Annotated in this window: 12 protein-coding genes and 2 pseudogenes; 6 read left to right on the forward strand and 8 right to left on the reverse strand. The window is 29.6% G+C overall.

Annotation, left to right across the window (positions count from 1 at the left end):
- Window positions 1-1,056: a Ger(x)C family spore germination protein gene (locus tag BUB83_RS15630; protein WP_084133612.1), complete on the forward strand. Its 1,056-nt coding sequence runs from the start codon at window positions 1-3 to the stop codon at window positions 1,054-1,056.
- A 228-nt stretch (window positions 1,057-1,284) separates the two neighbouring features.
- Here the strand turns inward: BUB83_RS15630 and BUB83_RS15635 are convergent, their stop codons facing one another.
- The 3 genes from BUB83_RS15635 to BUB83_RS15645 all read right to left on the reverse strand — a co-directional run bounded on the left by BUB83_RS15635 (window position 1,285) and on the right by BUB83_RS15645 (window position 5,532).
- Window positions 1,285-3,072 (reverse strand): bifunctional homocysteine S-methyltransferase/methylenetetrahydrofolate reductase, encoded by a 1,788-nt coding sequence (locus BUB83_RS15635; RefSeq protein WP_073339518.1) that lies wholly within the window; start codon window positions 3,070-3,072, stop codon window positions 1,285-1,287.
- Window positions 3,073-3,124: 52 nt separating this feature from the next.
- Window positions 3,125-3,442, reverse strand: a complete 318-nt coding sequence (gene ppnP / locus BUB83_RS15640; protein ID WP_073339519.1) for a pyrimidine/purine nucleoside phosphorylase — start codon at window positions 3,440-3,442, stop codon at window positions 3,125-3,127.
- Between the two features lie 236 nt (window positions 3,443-3,678).
- Window positions 3,679-5,532 carry a HAMP domain-containing histidine kinase gene (locus BUB83_RS15645; RefSeq protein ID WP_073339521.1) on the reverse strand — a complete coding sequence of 618 codons (1,854 nt, stop codon included), beginning with the start codon at window positions 5,530-5,532 and terminating at the stop codon, window positions 3,679-3,681.
- A 206-nt stretch (window positions 5,533-5,738) separates the two neighbouring features.
- On the opposite strand from BUB83_RS15645, the pseudogene BUB83_RS21340 reads away from it, so the two are divergent.
- The 4 genes and pseudogenes from BUB83_RS21340 to BUB83_RS15665 form a co-directional block, all read left to right on the forward strand.
- Window positions 5,739-6,721, forward strand: a pseudogene (locus BUB83_RS21340) (sulfide/dihydroorotate dehydrogenase-like FAD/NAD-binding protein).
- Window positions 6,718-7,995, forward strand: coding sequence for an FAD-dependent oxidoreductase (locus BUB83_RS15655; protein ID WP_073339523.1), 1,278 nt, complete (start codon window positions 6,718-6,720; stop codon window positions 7,993-7,995). The pseudogene BUB83_RS21340 and the gene BUB83_RS15655 overlap by 4 nt, the downstream one beginning before the upstream one ends.
- Window positions 7,996-8,236: 241 nt before the next feature.
- On the forward strand, window positions 8,237-8,752 hold the full coding sequence (locus BUB83_RS15660; protein ID WP_073339524.1) for a phage replisome organizer N-terminal domain-containing protein: 516 nt from the start codon (window positions 8,237-8,239) through the stop codon (window positions 8,750-8,752).
- 249 nt (window positions 8,753-9,001) lie between these two features.
- A pseudogene (locus tag BUB83_RS15665) lies at window positions 9,002-9,733 on the forward strand (IS256 family transposase); the annotation flags it as partial.
- 134 nt (window positions 9,734-9,867) lie between these two features.
- Here BUB83_RS15665 and BUB83_RS15670 read toward each other — a convergent pair.
- From BUB83_RS15670 to BUB83_RS15690, 5 genes are read right to left on the reverse strand one after another with little or no spacing between them, the layout of a single operon-like run.
- On the reverse strand, window positions 9,868-11,244 hold the full coding sequence (locus tag BUB83_RS15670) for a sensor histidine kinase (protein ID WP_073339526.1): 1,377 nt from the start codon (window positions 11,242-11,244) through the stop codon (window positions 9,868-9,870).
- Window positions 11,231-11,929, reverse strand: a complete 699-nt coding sequence (locus BUB83_RS15675; RefSeq protein WP_073339527.1) for a response regulator transcription factor — start codon at window positions 11,927-11,929, stop codon at window positions 11,231-11,233. The genes BUB83_RS15670 and BUB83_RS15675 overlap by 14 nt, the downstream gene beginning before the upstream one ends.
- Window positions 11,930-11,975: 46 nt before the next feature.
- Window positions 11,976-12,521, reverse strand: coding sequence for a hypothetical protein (locus BUB83_RS15680; RefSeq protein WP_073339529.1), 546 nt, complete (start codon window positions 12,519-12,521; stop codon window positions 11,976-11,978).
- A 2-nt stretch (window positions 12,522-12,523) separates the two neighbouring features.
- Window positions 12,524-13,282, reverse strand: coding sequence for an ABC transporter permease subunit (locus BUB83_RS15685; protein ID WP_073339530.1), 759 nt, complete (start codon window positions 13,280-13,282; stop codon window positions 12,524-12,526).
- Complete coding sequence (locus BUB83_RS15690; protein ID WP_073339532.1) at window positions 13,282-14,232, reverse strand: ABC transporter ATP-binding protein; 951 nt, start codon at window positions 14,230-14,232, stop codon at window positions 13,282-13,284. Before BUB83_RS15690 ends, BUB83_RS15685 begins: the two co-directional genes overlap by 1 nt.
- Window positions 14,233-14,489: 257 nt before the next feature.
- Here BUB83_RS15690 and BUB83_RS15695 point away from each other — a divergent pair, with 257 nt between their 5' ends.
- Entirely contained in the window at window positions 14,490-15,773 is a 1,284-nt protein-coding gene (locus BUB83_RS15695; RefSeq protein ID WP_073339533.1) for a bifunctional DedA family/phosphatase PAP2 family protein, read from the forward strand.
- Window positions 15,774-15,827: the final 54 nt, after the last annotated feature.

Raw genomic sequence — 15,827 nt, forward strand, 5'->3', positions numbered from 1 at the left:
ATGTATAAAAAAAATATTAATATATTTTATAATTTGCTGAACAAAGAAAAACATATATTTATTTCTATTTTAGTTATATTAATTTACATTTATTTTCGTAGTGGAGTAGATTATTTGCCTGTTGAGAATCTTGATATTCCTACGGGTATAGGAGTAGATATAATAGGAGGTAATAAAGAATATAGTGTACCTATTTCTTATTATAATTATGGTGAAAATCAGCGAATTGGTAGCATAATAAATACAGGTGTAAGTAGTTATTTGACTGGAAGTAGAGAGTCAAGACAACTGATAACAAATAAATCAATGATATTAGGACTTGAAAGAGTATATATATTTAGTGAAGCATATTCACAATTTGGTATAAAAAATTTGATAGATACAGAATTTAAAAATTCCAATATAAATGATACAGCTCTGTTGGCAGTGTGTAATGGTAAGGCTGAAGATATTTTAAAGTATCAGGTGTCTGAATATCCTAGTGCTGCTGACTATATAGAAGGAATGTTGAAACGGTCTATTGAAGATAACTTCTTTTCAAATAATTATAAAATGATGGATGTTTTTGTGAGAATGGAGGCAGAGGGAAGGAATGTTGTACTACCTTATATTGAAGTTAAAGATAAAAGATTAAAAATTACTGGAATGGCATTATTTAAAGAAGATAAAATGATTAGAAAAATAGATATAGCTGAAGCAAGAATTATGAATTTGCTTAGAGAACATAAGGTTAAGGGTATACTTGCAGTACAAGAAACTCCTAAAGAATATATAAGTTTTAAAGTAAAAACAAAGAGAAAAGTTAGGTGTGAAAAGAAAGAAGATAAATTTATTTTTTATATAGACTTATTGTTATGTGGAAATATTATTGAAAATGAGTTGTATAGTGATATACATGAGAATTCTGAAACCATGAAACTATTTCAAACTAAAATGAAAGAAAAAGTAGAAAAACAATGTTTGGATTTTATAACAGAAATGCAAAAAGAATATAATGTTGACTGTCTTGCATTAGGAAGAGTAGCTGCAGCCAAATATGGAAGACATCAGAAGTGAATTGGGACGAAGTAGTTTCTAATTCTGACATAATCGTTAATGTTGACATTAAAGTGGAGAATATGGGAAGAGGAGAATATTAAGAAATATAAAGCAGGATAGCCGTGACTACATTGCAAGTATCAAAGGTTTTATATGCATGATATAGTAAAAAGTAGATGGATTTATATAAAATCCACCTACTTTTTTTCATTAAGAAATGGCGATGAAGCTGTTGCAATGGTGAAACTATATAGACTTGTTACTTTCATTTACAATTTTCATTACCATCTCAAATCTATTAAAAGGTGTTATAAAATAAAGACCATCCACATGAGGTTTTATTTTATTAGCTATTTCCACAGCTAAATTTACCCCAACAGCTTCGGCTTCTTCTTTAGTCATATTTATATGGAATCTATCTAGATAAACATCTGGTATAGAAATTCCAGGAACTTCGTTATTCAAAAATTGAGCATTTTTATATGTAACAATAGGCATTATGCCTGCTAGAATTTTTACATCATGCTCTTTTTTTAGCTTTATAAGATATTCAATTGATGCATCATCATAAAGAGGTTGAGTAAGAAAAAAGGTAGCACCTTTATCTATTTTCTTTATCATTCTAGATACTTCAGCATCTTTGTTTATCACATTTAAATTAAGAGCACCACATGAAGTTATTTCATCTTTTTCAAAAGTACCTTTATTCATTTCAGAAATAAGCTCCATTAATTTAATAGAGTTTAAATTAAAAACACTTTTTGTGGAGTGTTTATCTACGTCGGCCACAGGGTCACCAGTAACCGCCAAGATATTTCTGATTCCCTCTATATGAGTAGCCAGCAATCCGGAGCGAAGAGCATTTATATTTTTATCTCTACAACAAATATGGGGCATAGTATCTATTCCGATTTCTCTTTTGATTTTTGCAGCAATCATAAGAGAATCTACTCTTGCAATAGCTCTAGGAGAATCTGCAACAGTTACCAAATCCACATTATTATCTTTACAAACCTGTGCTCCATGCATAATCTTTTCTATAGAAGTATCATAAGGAGGATCAAGTTCCACTGCAATAACAAATTCATTTTTTTCTAATTTATTTAAGAAAGCATTATCTTTTTTAGTAATTAATGAAGTTTTTATTGAATCATCATGAAAAAAATGAGAATCATCAGCAGTATTTTTATTCAAGGATTCCGATAACTTTTTTATATGAGAGGGCGTTGTACCACAACAACCTCCTATAATTTTAGCACCCAACTTTTTTACATCAAACATTATCTCACTAAAATATTCTGGATTGTTAACATAAATAGTTCTTTCATTAACTAATTCAGGATAACCAGCATTAGGCAGTACAGAAACAATATCACTGAATATATTTAATTTCTTTAGATGTTTGTATAAATGAGTGGGACCAGAACCACAATTAAATCCGTAAGCATCTATATAAGTTATTGATTTTACTTCTTCCACAAAAGTGTTTATGCTAATTCCTTTTCTTGAAAGACCATTTAATCTGATCGCAAATTGAGTTAGTATAAAAACAGTAGAATCTTTTTCTTTTATATACTCTGAAATTTCCTTCAAATATTCTAAACTGCTAAAAGTTTCAAACACAAAAATCTTAGCACCTAGATTTAGAAAAGTATCCACTATAAATTTATATTCATTTAAAATATCTAGATCAGAATCTTCAACCTGATTTTTAGGAATAGGGCCAATACTAGCACCTATAAAAACAGAAGTGTTTTTAGTAGCAACTTCAGCAATTTTATAACCTTTTTCAATAACTTCGGATACCTTTTCTCTTGAAACTTCTAAGGAAACAGAGTTAGCAGAAAAAGTATTGGTTCTAATTAATTTAGCACCTGCTTTTATATAATCTTGGTGTATTTTTTCTATGATTTCTGGGTTGTTAATATTAGCAAATTCGCATAAAGACGAATAATCTTTAGTTAATTCTGAATAATAAGTACCCATGGCTCCATCGGTAATTAAAACATTATTTTTTAAATATTCCTTAAGCATAGTTTTCTGTCTCCTTTCAAAATAAACTCCCCAAAATTTGTTTTGAAAATTATTACTCTTTTATGTATGAACAACAATAATCTGTAGTTTCTTTAACTATTAATTTAAAACTAGAATTTGCAGGTACTTCAAATTCACTACCCCCAGTGAAATTCACCCACTCATCATTTCCAGGCAATTTCACATCTAAATTCCCAGCAGTAATCTCCATTAATTCTTTAAGTTCTGTACCAAATTCATATTCTCCAGGTAACATAATTCCTAAAGTTTTCTTTTCTCCATTATGGAATAAAACTACTCTGCTTGTAACTTTGCCCTCAAAGTAAATATTCGCTTTCTTTACAATCGATACATTTTCAAAATTCCCCATTTTATTTCCTCCCTATTGATGATTAATATTATAATTATACATATTAATGGGGGAATATTCAATAAAATCTATTGCAAAAATAGATACTATAGACAAACCATACGTAAACTTAATTTATTCATGTCAAAAATCTCCACGTTTCAAGGAATTTTGGACAAGTATAAATTTATAGTTGAAGTGGTTTGTCTATAGGGATCCCACTGTGAAACTTAATTTATAGTTGAAGTGGTATGTCTCTAATAATAAATGTCCGAAAACTCAATATTGATTTTCTCCACATATAGTTCACTATCTATCTCCCGATACTTATGAGAGCTTTCTTCAGACGCTACTAAATTTACAGGAATTTCAACAATGAATTCAGAACCTTCATTACTACCACTTATTAAGTGTATAGAACCACCATGCATTTCTACTAAAGATTTAACTAAAGTAAGACCGATTCCACTACCTTCCTTTTTTCTGGTTAATAAGGAATCAACTTGAGCAAATCTTTCAAAGATGATTTTTTGTTTATCTTCTGGTATACCGATACCAGTATCTTTTACTGATATAACAATACTTTGATTTTTATCAAAAATACTAACTTGAATTATATCATTGGCATTTGTAAATTTTATTGCATTAGATATAAGATTTAGAATGATTCTCTCCATAGCATCGGGATCAAAGGCCATTATTTTCTCTTCTATTTCTGTATCGAAAATAATTTCTTTTGATTGACTTTCTATGTAATTTACAGTCGATAAAGTTATATTCTCGACTACTTCTACAATATTTCTATTTTGAAAATTTAAATCTATAAAACCTGAATCAATTTTAGTAATGTCAATTATATTATTTACTAATCTTAAAAGTCTATAACTATTTTGTTTAAAAATCTTTATGTATTTGTCTACTTTGGCATTGTTTAGAGAGTTGTTATTATTGTGTAATTCCATTAATTGTGTGGTTGAGAATATTAGATTCAAAGGTGTTTTTAGTTCGTGAGATATATTTGAGAAAAAAATAGACTTTTCCTTATCTCGTTCAACAGATGCTTCTAACATTCCTTTATTTTCTCTAATTAATGTGTTAAAACTATTTGATAGCAAAGATATTTCATCGTTTGTATCAATATCGGATTGCACAGATAAATCTCCTTCTGTTGCAATTTCAATATAATCTTTTAATTTATTAATAGGTTTTATTATTAAATTTATATGATAGTATAATAATAGGGTTATAATAAGTATAAAAACAATTGATGCTATGATGATTATTTCTTTTAATTTTAACAAAGATAATGTCATATCACTATAAATAACAGAAATTGCCAAACTGAAGTCTACTGTTTTTAACGGCTTGTAGGATACAAACTTTTTCTCGTTTTTGTATAAATAATATTCTGTACCTTCTTCACCTTGTTTCATTTTAGCAACAAAATTAACTAATGTAGGATCTTGATTAAGTACATAGTCATATGTGTATAGAATCTTCTTGTCAGGGTGAGCTATCATTAATCCCGTAGAATCCATCATATATGCATATCCGTTATTTGCGTATTTTTCTTCATTTATTAAATCTGTTATGTAAGAAAGTTTTACTGTACCGCCTATTAACCCTTTTACTTCACCATTTTCATCCTTTATAGGAGCAGAAATCACTATAATCGGATTATTGCTAGATTTAGATAGTATTGGATGAGACACTGTGGTATTACCTTTCATGGTTTCTTTAAAATAGTCTCTATCTGCAATATTTCCAGAAACCCCGCCTGTAGTTAAGAAATTACCATCTAAGTCGCTCAATAAAATTGATTCAAACTCTGAAAAGAATTTTGCGTTAGAGGACACGTATTCCTTTAGTTTTTCATAATCTAAATTACTTACTGAGTCCAAAGATGAAAGCAAATTCATTGTTTCTTTCCATCTTTCAAAATCGCAGTCTATTTCAATAACTAGTTTATCAATTTTTTCTTCTGATAACTTTTGATAGTGACTAATGATTAATCTTTCAAAATAATTAAAAGTAATTACGGAAAAGCAAAACACGCCCAATGATGTAAGAAAAATTACTGGAAATATAATTTTCTTTTTTAAACTCTTCATAATGTCACCACTCAGTTCTATATAAATAAGATTAGATTCCTTTCATATTATACAGCCACTTATTTCTTATGTAAACTTTATTTTAATATATTAACAAGCTGAATCTAAAGGCGAATAACTACCTTTGGGCTAAAAAAATGTTTTTGGTGTAACAAAATTAGCTTTTGTAAAATATCTTAATATTAGAGTGCTACAGGAGGTAAATAATGAAATATGAAATTATAGATTGTATAGACTCTGGTACAGAATATTGACCTTGCAAACTAGCAGAAACTGGAGATTGTATTCTTTGTTCTCAACTTTCAGGTAAGTGTTTTTGTGATTGCACAAATTGGAAGGGAACTTGTATTTATCAAGAGTATTTTTGGAATGGTGAAAAAGCAAAAGAAGGCAGAAAAACCTATCGATGTAATATAATCAAGAAAAAGCTTTTATTCAAAGATGTTATATTATTAACAATTCTTCTTCCGCATAATATTGTAAGAGATCTACTGCCACCAGGTAGTTTTGTGTTTTTAAGAAATCCGAGTTGTGATATTTTACACAATGTACCAATTTCAATAATGGAATCAGATATCACAGAAAATACTATAACGGTAGCTATTGAAATAAAAGGAGTAAAAACTAAGAAAATAGATGAGCTAGTAGAAGGTGAAAATATTATGGTAAAAGCACCATTTTGGAATGGTGATTTTGGATTAAAACATATTATTGAAAAAAAAGAAGGAACCTCGTTATAATAGCAAGAGCAATTGGGCAAGCACCTATGATTCCTGTAATGAAAAAGCTTTATTCTAATGGAAATAAAATTATAGTGGTGATTGATAAAGCAAATTATGATGAAGTATTTGTAGAAAAATATCTTAATGAGTGTAATGCAGAAGTTATTTTGTGTAACACTTTTCAAAATGGAGAAATAAGTGAAGAGTTAAAAAATATAATAGATGCAAAGATCCAAGAGTACGATATTAATCTCATCCATGTATCAGCAGCAGATATTTTAATTGTTAAGACCATGGATTATATAGCAGGAAGAGTTCCGCTTAGTTGTTCAAATAATGCAAAAATGAGTTGTGGTGAAGGGATTTGCGGTGCATGTACTGCCAGATTTAAAGGGCATAAAGTAAAAAGACTTTGTAAACTTCAAACTGATCCTGAATTTATATTTGAAGGGAGAAGATTTATATGAAAGTTGTTATTATTGGAGCAGGTTGGGCAGGTTGTGCAGCGGCTATTTCAGCTAAAAAAGCGGGTGCAGATGTTGCATTATATGAAAAAACTGATATGCTTCTAGGGCTTGGAAATGTAGGCGGCATAATGAGGAATAACGGAAGATATACTGCTGCAGAAGAACTTATAGAGCTTGGGGCAGGGGATTTAATTAATATAACAGATGAAAACTCTAGACATAAAAATATTGCATTTCCGGGACATGAACATGCTTGGCTTTACGATGTAAATATTATAGAAGCAGAAGTTAGAAATCATTTGAAGTCCCTAGGGATTGAAATGCATTTTATGAAAAGAGCAATAGATATAAAAAATGAAAATGGAAATATCAAAGGTGTTTATTTTGCAGAAGGAGAGTATGTTGAATGTGATTCGATAATAGAAACCACTGGTTCCACTGGACCTATGGGGAATTGTTTGAGATATGGCAACGGTTGTTCAATGTGTGTTTTGAGATGTCCAGCTTTTGGACCTAGAGTGAGTTTAAGTTCTAGGGCAGGAGTAATGGATCTTCAAGCAGAAAGGGACAAAGATAGTTTAGGGGCAATTAGTGGAAGTTGTAAGCTTTGCAAAGACAGTTTAGATAAATTTATTGTTGAGGAATTAGAAAAAACAGGAGTTTATATAGCAAAACTCCCACCAGAGGATGTTAATTTAGAGAAACTAAAAGGAAAAGTTTGTCAACAGTATGCTTTGAAAGAATTTGCAGAGAATCTTATTTTACTTGATACTGGTCATGTTAAGTTGATGACTACTTATTATCCTTTAGAAAAATTAAGAACCATTAAAGGCTTCGAAAGAGCAAAATATATTGACCCTTATGCAGGGGGGAAAGGTAACTCTATTAGATATCTTTCTGTAGCGCCTAGAACTGATGATATGAAGGTAAAAGGTGTTAAAAATATGTTTTGCGCGGGAGAGAAATCTGGTTTGTTTGTAGGGCATACAGAGGCAATTTGTACAGGCGCTTTAGCGGGGCATAATGCGGTAAGATATAATTTAGGAATGCCTTTATTAGTACTACCTAAAGCTATAGCTATTGGAGATATAATTGCTTATGCAAATTATAAAATGATGACTCCAGAAGGCAGAAGAACTAGATATACTTTTGCAGGATCAGAGTATTTTAATAGAATGAAGAAATTAAATTTATATACTATAGATAGTGATGAAATTGCTAAGAAAATAGATAAATGGAATTTGAGCGGAGTTTTTGAGGAACAATTGATTTAGAAGAGAAAATGCTAACATCTGTTATCACAATAGGTATACTCAATCAAAAAAGGTGAGATTAATCCACTCATCTTTTTTTGTTGTGTTTAAATTAATATTTAATTATTAATAATCAAAAAAAATTGAAATATTTTTTCAAAAAAGAGTTTATAACTTGTATATACAATGTAATACATTTTGTGAGGATTTAATTGTAAAATATAAATTATTAAAATTAAATTCGAGAAAGAGGGGGAAATGAATGGCTACAGTTAAATGGATTAAACTTTCTATAGAATTGTTTGATGATGAAAAGATTGATTTTATACAAAGCTTGCCCGAAGGAGATTCAATACTTGTTATTTGGGTTAGATTACTTGTTTTAGCTGGTAAATGTAATGATGATGGATACATCTATCTTACCGAAGAAATTCCTTATACAGAGGACACTTTAGCTTTTAAATTTAGAAAACAAACTAACATTGTTAAATTGGCACTAGAAACTTTTCAAAGGTTAAATATGATTAGCGTTGATGTAAAAGGGATACAGTTATGTAATTGGAGTAAATATCAGAACCTTGAAGGTATGCAAAAAATCAAGGAGCAAACAAGGAAAAGAGTTGCTAAACATAGACAAAAGAAAAATGAAATAGAAGCTCCCGCAAAAGAGGAAACTTGTTGTAACGTTACAAGTAACGTTACTGAAACGTTAAATAACGCTCCTAGAGAGAAGAGAGAAGAGAGAAGAGAGAAGAAAGAAGAAAGAAGATATAGATAAAGAAGAAGAGAAAAGAAAAGAAGAAGAGAGAGAAAAAGATATAGATAAAGAAAAAGATATAGGTAAAGATGTAGAAAAAGATATAGATAAAGAAAGAGAAAAAATAAAAGAAGAAAATAATTCAATGTGGTTTAATGATTTTTCTCTTGAATTATTGACCCTGTAAAAAATTTTGTGTAAACTGAATAAAAACAACTTCTTCTTGGCAATAATTGAGATAACAATATATTACAAGAAGGAGTTTTTTATATGTCAAATTTGTCGAAAGAATTATTAAGAGAATATATCCAAGAACAAAAATTCACTAGCTCAACAGATATATTAGATGCATTAAAGGATATGTTTAGAGATGTTTTGCAAGAATCTCTAGAAGCTGAAATGGATGAAGCCTTAGGATATGGAAAATACGATAGTACTGAAAAAACTAGTCCTAATAGTAGAAATGGTCACTCAAAGAAAACTATTAAAACTGAGCTTGGCCCTATTGGTATCAATATACCAAGGGATAGAAATGGCGATTTTGAGCCTAAGATAGTGCCTAAACACCAAAGAACTGTTGATGGCATAGATGATAAAATCCTAGCACTCTATGCAACTGGAATGACAACTAGAGATATATCTGAACAGATAAAAGGATTATACAGCGTAGACGTAAGTGCAGAAACCGTATCAAATATAACAAATAGAATATTACCATTAGTATCAGATTGGCAAAACAGGCCATTAGAAAGGGCCTATTCATTTGTTTTTATGGATGCTATACACTACAAAGTACGAGAAGATAAACAGGTTGTTATTAAGGCAGCATATGTTGTGATAGGTGTGAATTTAGATGGTGAAAAAGAAGTCTTAGGCGTATGGATTGGAGCTAATGAAAGTAGCAAATTCTGGCTATCTGTACTAAATGATCTTAAGAACAGAGGCGTTGAAGATGTGCTTATATTCTGTGTTGACGGGTTAGCAGGATTCAAAATTTCCATTACTTGGAGATAATATACCTATAGGGTAAATAATTTAAACGCCAACAATTTACAAAACTAGACACAATCAGAGCTTTACCTGATCCTAAAAGTTATAATTATTTCTAAGAAGAAAATTAGAATACACAAAAATATTTACACCCTCAAGTTTTCAGTTGGAATTGTGATAAAAAAGCATGCCCCTTCACCTTCATTACTGTGAGCTTTAATATTTCCACCATGGGTATCTACAATCCATTTAACAATTGATAATCCAAGGCCTGAACCACCCAAATCTCTAGTTCGAGCTTTATCTACTCTGTAAAAGCGATCAAATATGTTAGGTAAGTCTTCTGGAGAAATACCTATACCATTATCTTTTATTTTAATTTCTACTTTATCACCATAACATTTACTATTAATTCTAATTCGACAGTCTTTCTTTGAATACTTTATACTATTATCTATAATGGCTCTCATCATTTGCTTAATAAGTCTTCGATCTGAATAAAGCAATGCCGCTTCATTTATATCATAATTGATATCAATTTCTTTATGAATAATCTTATTTTCTTTCACTATTTCAATAATAAGTTCATTTAGCCAAAATGTGTTTTTTTCAAGTTTCATAATATCATTATCATTTTTTGCTAGGAAGAGTAATGTATCTAAAAGTTTCGTCATGTTTGAAATTTCTTTTTTGATGGAATCAATTCCTTCTTCCAAGACCTTAGGGTTATTTTTTCCCCATCTGCTTATAATATCAATGTAACCTTTTATTACGGCAAGAGGTGTTGCCAGTTCATGAGAAGCATCTAATGCAAAACGATTCTGTTTTTCATAGCCGTATTCAATACTACTAATCATAGTATTGAAGGTATCTGCTAGTCTTTTAAGTTCATCATCAGGTCCATCTATATTAATTCTCTTAGTAAGATCGCTTACACTTATTTCTTTTGCTTGATTTGTAATCTTCTCAATTGGCTGAAGTGCTTTCTTACTCATTAAAAATCCAAGAATAATTGAAACACCAAAAGCTACTATATTAATGATAATAAGTATCCAAAAGAGAACTACGATGAATTCTCTTTCATTATCCATATCTTTAATAACTTGTATATAGAGAACTTCATTCTTAGAATTTATAAATTCATTATTGAGATATATTAAGTTGCTTTCCCCTAGTTCTAATGAATTAGGTTTTAATGTTTTATCCATAGGAATTTTCAAATCATAAATTTCCCCGGTGCTAAATATCACTTCATTATTTTTACGCAGATTTAAATCTACATTTTCATTCATTTGAGAAATATCATTCAAATCCTCATTGTTTAAATCTTTACTAGAATTCAATTTATGCTGAATAGTTTGACTAACATTTTCTATCTCTTGATAAGATTGATTATATAAATAATACTTTGTGCTAAACAAAATGATAGCACTCATGCAAATCAAGGTTATAAAAAAGAAAAGTGTATATTTCATTGTCAATCGAAAGGTTATCTTTTGCATATTGATTTTAACCCATTTCATCTTTTCGCTCCTTAATGGTATAGCCCACACCTCTAACAGTTTGAATCAATTTTGTATTGTATGGATAGTCAATTTTGTTTCTAAGATATTTTATATACACATCTAGTATATTTGTATCCCCAACGAAATTATAGCCCCAGACTTTATTTATTATTTGATCTCTAGTTAGTACAATTCCTTTATTATTAGCAAGATATTCTAACAACTCGTATTCTTTCTTTGTAAGTTCGATAGACTCTCCCTGTTTTGATACTTCCCTTGTTAAAATATTAATGGACAAATCTTTGATTTTAATTTTAGCAAGATCAACATTATCCATTTTGGATCTTCTTAGAGATGAACGAACTCTAGCTAAAAGTTCCTCCATTTCAAAAGGTTTAGTAATATAATCATCTGCTCCCATATCTAAACCAATGACACGATCAGTAAGGTCCCTTTTGGCAGTTACCATAATTATAGGCACGGGAGAATGTTTTCTAATTTTTCGACATACCTCCATTCCATTAATATGGGGAAGCATCAAATCAAGTAAAATCAAAGCATAATTATTCTTTTCAAATAACTCTAAAGCTTTTCTCCCATCTGAAGCTGTATCAAAAGTATAACCTTCATACTCAAATTCTAGTTCTAGAATTCTTAGAATTGCCTTATCATCTTCAACTATCAATAAATCTTTTGTTGTCATATTATTCCTCCATATCTATAAATGAGGAAAAGAGCTATAAACAGCTCTACTTCACTTTGTATTTTCTTTTTCTTATTCCGTATATTACGCCTACTATACCTAACAGGAGAAGGGGTTCGGCAACTGCAACTGACATAGTCAGAGGCTTATTGATTTTAGTATTTCCTATAATTTCTATTGGTATAGCATTACTTGAAGTTATCATATTATTTTCTTTTGTGACTACAGTAACATAAAGGTAATAAGTACTAGTATATACAAACCTTATGGGCAAATCAACCATTTGAGCTTCTCCTGCTTTTATGGACTTAATATAAAAAGGTTTGTCTGCGCTATAATCTTCTAAGTTAACGGTCATATTCTTCTTTATATCCGCCATGGTAATATAGGCTAAAACTTCATTTATATCCTTACTGCTATTATTGGTGATTTTAACTTTAACGGTTTCTTCTCTGCCAGGATAGTCTTTTATGCCATGGGGAGAAAGTAATTCAACTGTAAAATCATTTTTTGTTTCACTAGCAAAAACAAACACTGTGGTTAAATTAAAAGCTAGAATAATTGCAAGCAATATTACGCTAAATTTTTTCATTTTTATTCTCCTCCTTCAAAGTTAAATTTTTTCACAGCAACAACTAATAAAAAATAACTTAAAATTACATAAAGTATAATTGGGATGATGTACTGTGATAAGGATAACAAACCTTGTCTATTAATAATTACACCTTTCATCAAATTAATTGTATTAGAAAGTGGACTTATACCATCTAAAATCATACCAAAACCAGCTTTCTTCATTGTTGTTGATAAAAAAGAAGGTATTGCTGTTATTAAAAATACTAGGATAGATGTAATCATGGCATTTTTTGAGGATCCCATGATAATGGACAGACTAATAGAAATATTGGAATATATGAAAATCATAGCTGTTCCAGTAATTAAGATAAATAAAATTACCAGATAACCAATACCTGTACCAGAACTCAATGTCATCATATATGGTAAAGACACAAGAAAAATCATTAACCACATGAACATTGTTCCTATAAGTTTTCCATTTGCCAACTGGATGCCAGAAATTGGTGTTAACATTAAGCTTTCTATTGTACTTTGCTCTTTTTCATTTGAAAAACTAACAGATGCTAAGATGATTGATATCAATAGTGAAACACCCAAGATCATTTTCCCCATGGTAATCATTACTTCTGTCTGAGCCAATAAACTCAATTCTTTCACAGTAATAAAGCTGTAAGTCATACCACTAAATAGCACTGCAACAACAAATAACCATAATACACCTTTCATTGCGAAAAAGTTTTCTTTGATCTCTTTTTTAACGATATTCCAGTTCATTATTTCACCACCTTTTCATTTGAGTCTGTAACAAGTTTTAAGAATATATCTTCAACAGTTGTTTTATATTTTGTGATTTCATAAATATCTAACTTTTCTAAGAATAGACTTTGAACTATTTCTTGTTTTATTTGGTCACTTAAGGCATCCTTTTGCAAAATAATCCTTATCCCTTCTTCAGTAATTTTAACATTTTCAGCTAAGTTCATTTTTTCAATAATCATTTTAGCCTTTTCATCCTTTGATGTTCTTATGTGGATGATTTCTTTAGGGGAGTGCTTTTGTTGGAGGTTTAATATAGTGTCTTCTTCTATGAGTTTCCCATTCTTCACAATAGCAACTTTATTACAAAGAACCTCAATATCTTTTAATAGATGTGATGTAATAAATACTGTAATATTCATACTTCTATTCAATTCTTTTATCAATTCATGAATATCTCTTTGTCCTGTAGGATCTAAACCTAAAGTTGGTTCATCTAAAAAAACTACTTTTGGTTGATTTATTAATGTTTTTGCAAGGCCTAATCGCTGTTTCATTCCCCGCGAAAATTGGCCAATAAGTGTGTGACTTCTCTTGCTTAATCCAACTTTATCAAGTAAATAGGTGACATGTTGGTGAGCATTAGAGTTTTTAGAGTCAAACAACTTGTAAAAATATATTAAATATTCATATGCTGTCATCCAATCATAATATCCATGGGATTCTGGTAAAACGCCAATCACCTTTTTAATTTCTAAATTATTTTCTCTTACTTTCATGCCGTTTATAATAACTTCACCTTCACTTGGATTTAATAATCCAGTTAACATTCTAATGGTTGTAGTTTTACCAGCACCATTTGGTCCTAAGAATCCATAAATATCTCCTTCTTCTATCGTAAGATTCAAATTATCCACGGCTTTAAATCCGTTCTTATAAATTTTAGTTAATTTTTTTGCTTGAATCATATTTCCGCCTCCTCGTAGTATATAACTGAGTATACAACAGGTTTCTTAATTAACTATAAGTTGAATCTGAGAAAATTCTCAGATTTATTATTTCTAATGTTTTTTAAAAGATGTACTAATGTAATGTGAATATATCCCCTCATTTTAAATTTAAACATTTTACTAATATGCTCATGTTAAAGCCATGTTAAAATTTTGATAAAATGCTTAGTTATTTGATATAATATTCAATAAAGTCTAAAATTGGAGGCAAATAAATGAATTACATAATACAATTATTAAATGATTATGGATATATAGTATTGTTAGTAGCATTAATGTTAGAACTAATAGCCTTGCCATTGCCAGGAGAAGCCTTGATGACTTATTGTGGGTATATAATTTATCAACATAAAATGAATTGGCCGGTAAGCATTTTGGTTGCAGCAACTGGAACCATAATTGGCATAACTTTGTCATATTATTTAGGGAGTTTATTAGGTTTATCTTTCTTTGAAAAATATGGTCATTATGTTCATTTGAATAAAAAAAGATTAGAGAAGATATCCAATTGGTTTGATAAATATGGTAATAAATTACTAGTCATAGCGTATTTTATTCCAGGAGTAAGACATATTACTGGCTACTTTTCAGGTATAACCAAAATTTCATATAAAAAATTTGCTGTACATTCTTATGTTGGTGCCATATTATGGACCGGTACATTCATATCATTAGGAAAAATTCTTGGTTCTAATTGGGAAAAATATCATAACTTAATAAAAAAATATTTAATTATAGGTAGCTTGATAATTACATTTATTCTCATGTTTATTTGGATTTATAAAGCTTATAAAGTGAAAATTTATGAATCTACATTTGAATTACTTGATAAAGGTTTAGTGCTATTTCATTCTCTTGGTAAAATCAAAATTATAATTGCAGGTATAGCTGTAGCTTTTTTAGGTTTTTCATTAATGGTGGTAGGAATTATTCAAGATTACTTAGCAGCTGAATTTAATGACTTTGATGAGATAGTTAGATTTTTGGTATCAAGTATTTTTACTGAAAAATGGGCTAAAGCAATGCAGATATTTGGAAATGCATCAAATTCAAATACGTTAATATTAGTAGTGTCAATTATAGTGATTTGGATTTTAGTAAAAGGATGTAATAAAATTCATGAACTAAAATTCTTGGGGATTCTGTTATTTGGAACTGAGATATTAAACTATGTGTTGAAAGTTATTTTTCATAGATTAGGTCCAACTCAAATAGGATACACTTTCCCAAGTAGCGAAAGTTTAACGGTAATTGTAGTTTATGGGTTTATAGCGTATATCATACCACGATATTCCTCAAAAGCTTGGATTAATACAATTATTATTGGAGCCTCACTGGCAATTTGTATTCTTTCAGGATTGAGTATGATATATTTTAATTTTGAATATCCAAGTGATGTTGTAGCAGGATATGCATTTGGTGGGGTTTGGCTTAGTTTGAACATTATTCTTTTAGAAGTTTATCGAATTTTACCTAAATTGAAATTTAACAAAAATTAAAAATTTATAAATTCCTCGTATAATAAAAAGAGGCAGCTTTGCCTCTTTTTATAT

The sequence above is a fragment of the Clostridium grantii DSM 8605 genome, assembly GCF_900129965.1.
Lineage (GTDB): Bacteria > Bacillota > Clostridia > Clostridiales > Clostridiaceae > Clostridium_AF > Clostridium_AF grantii.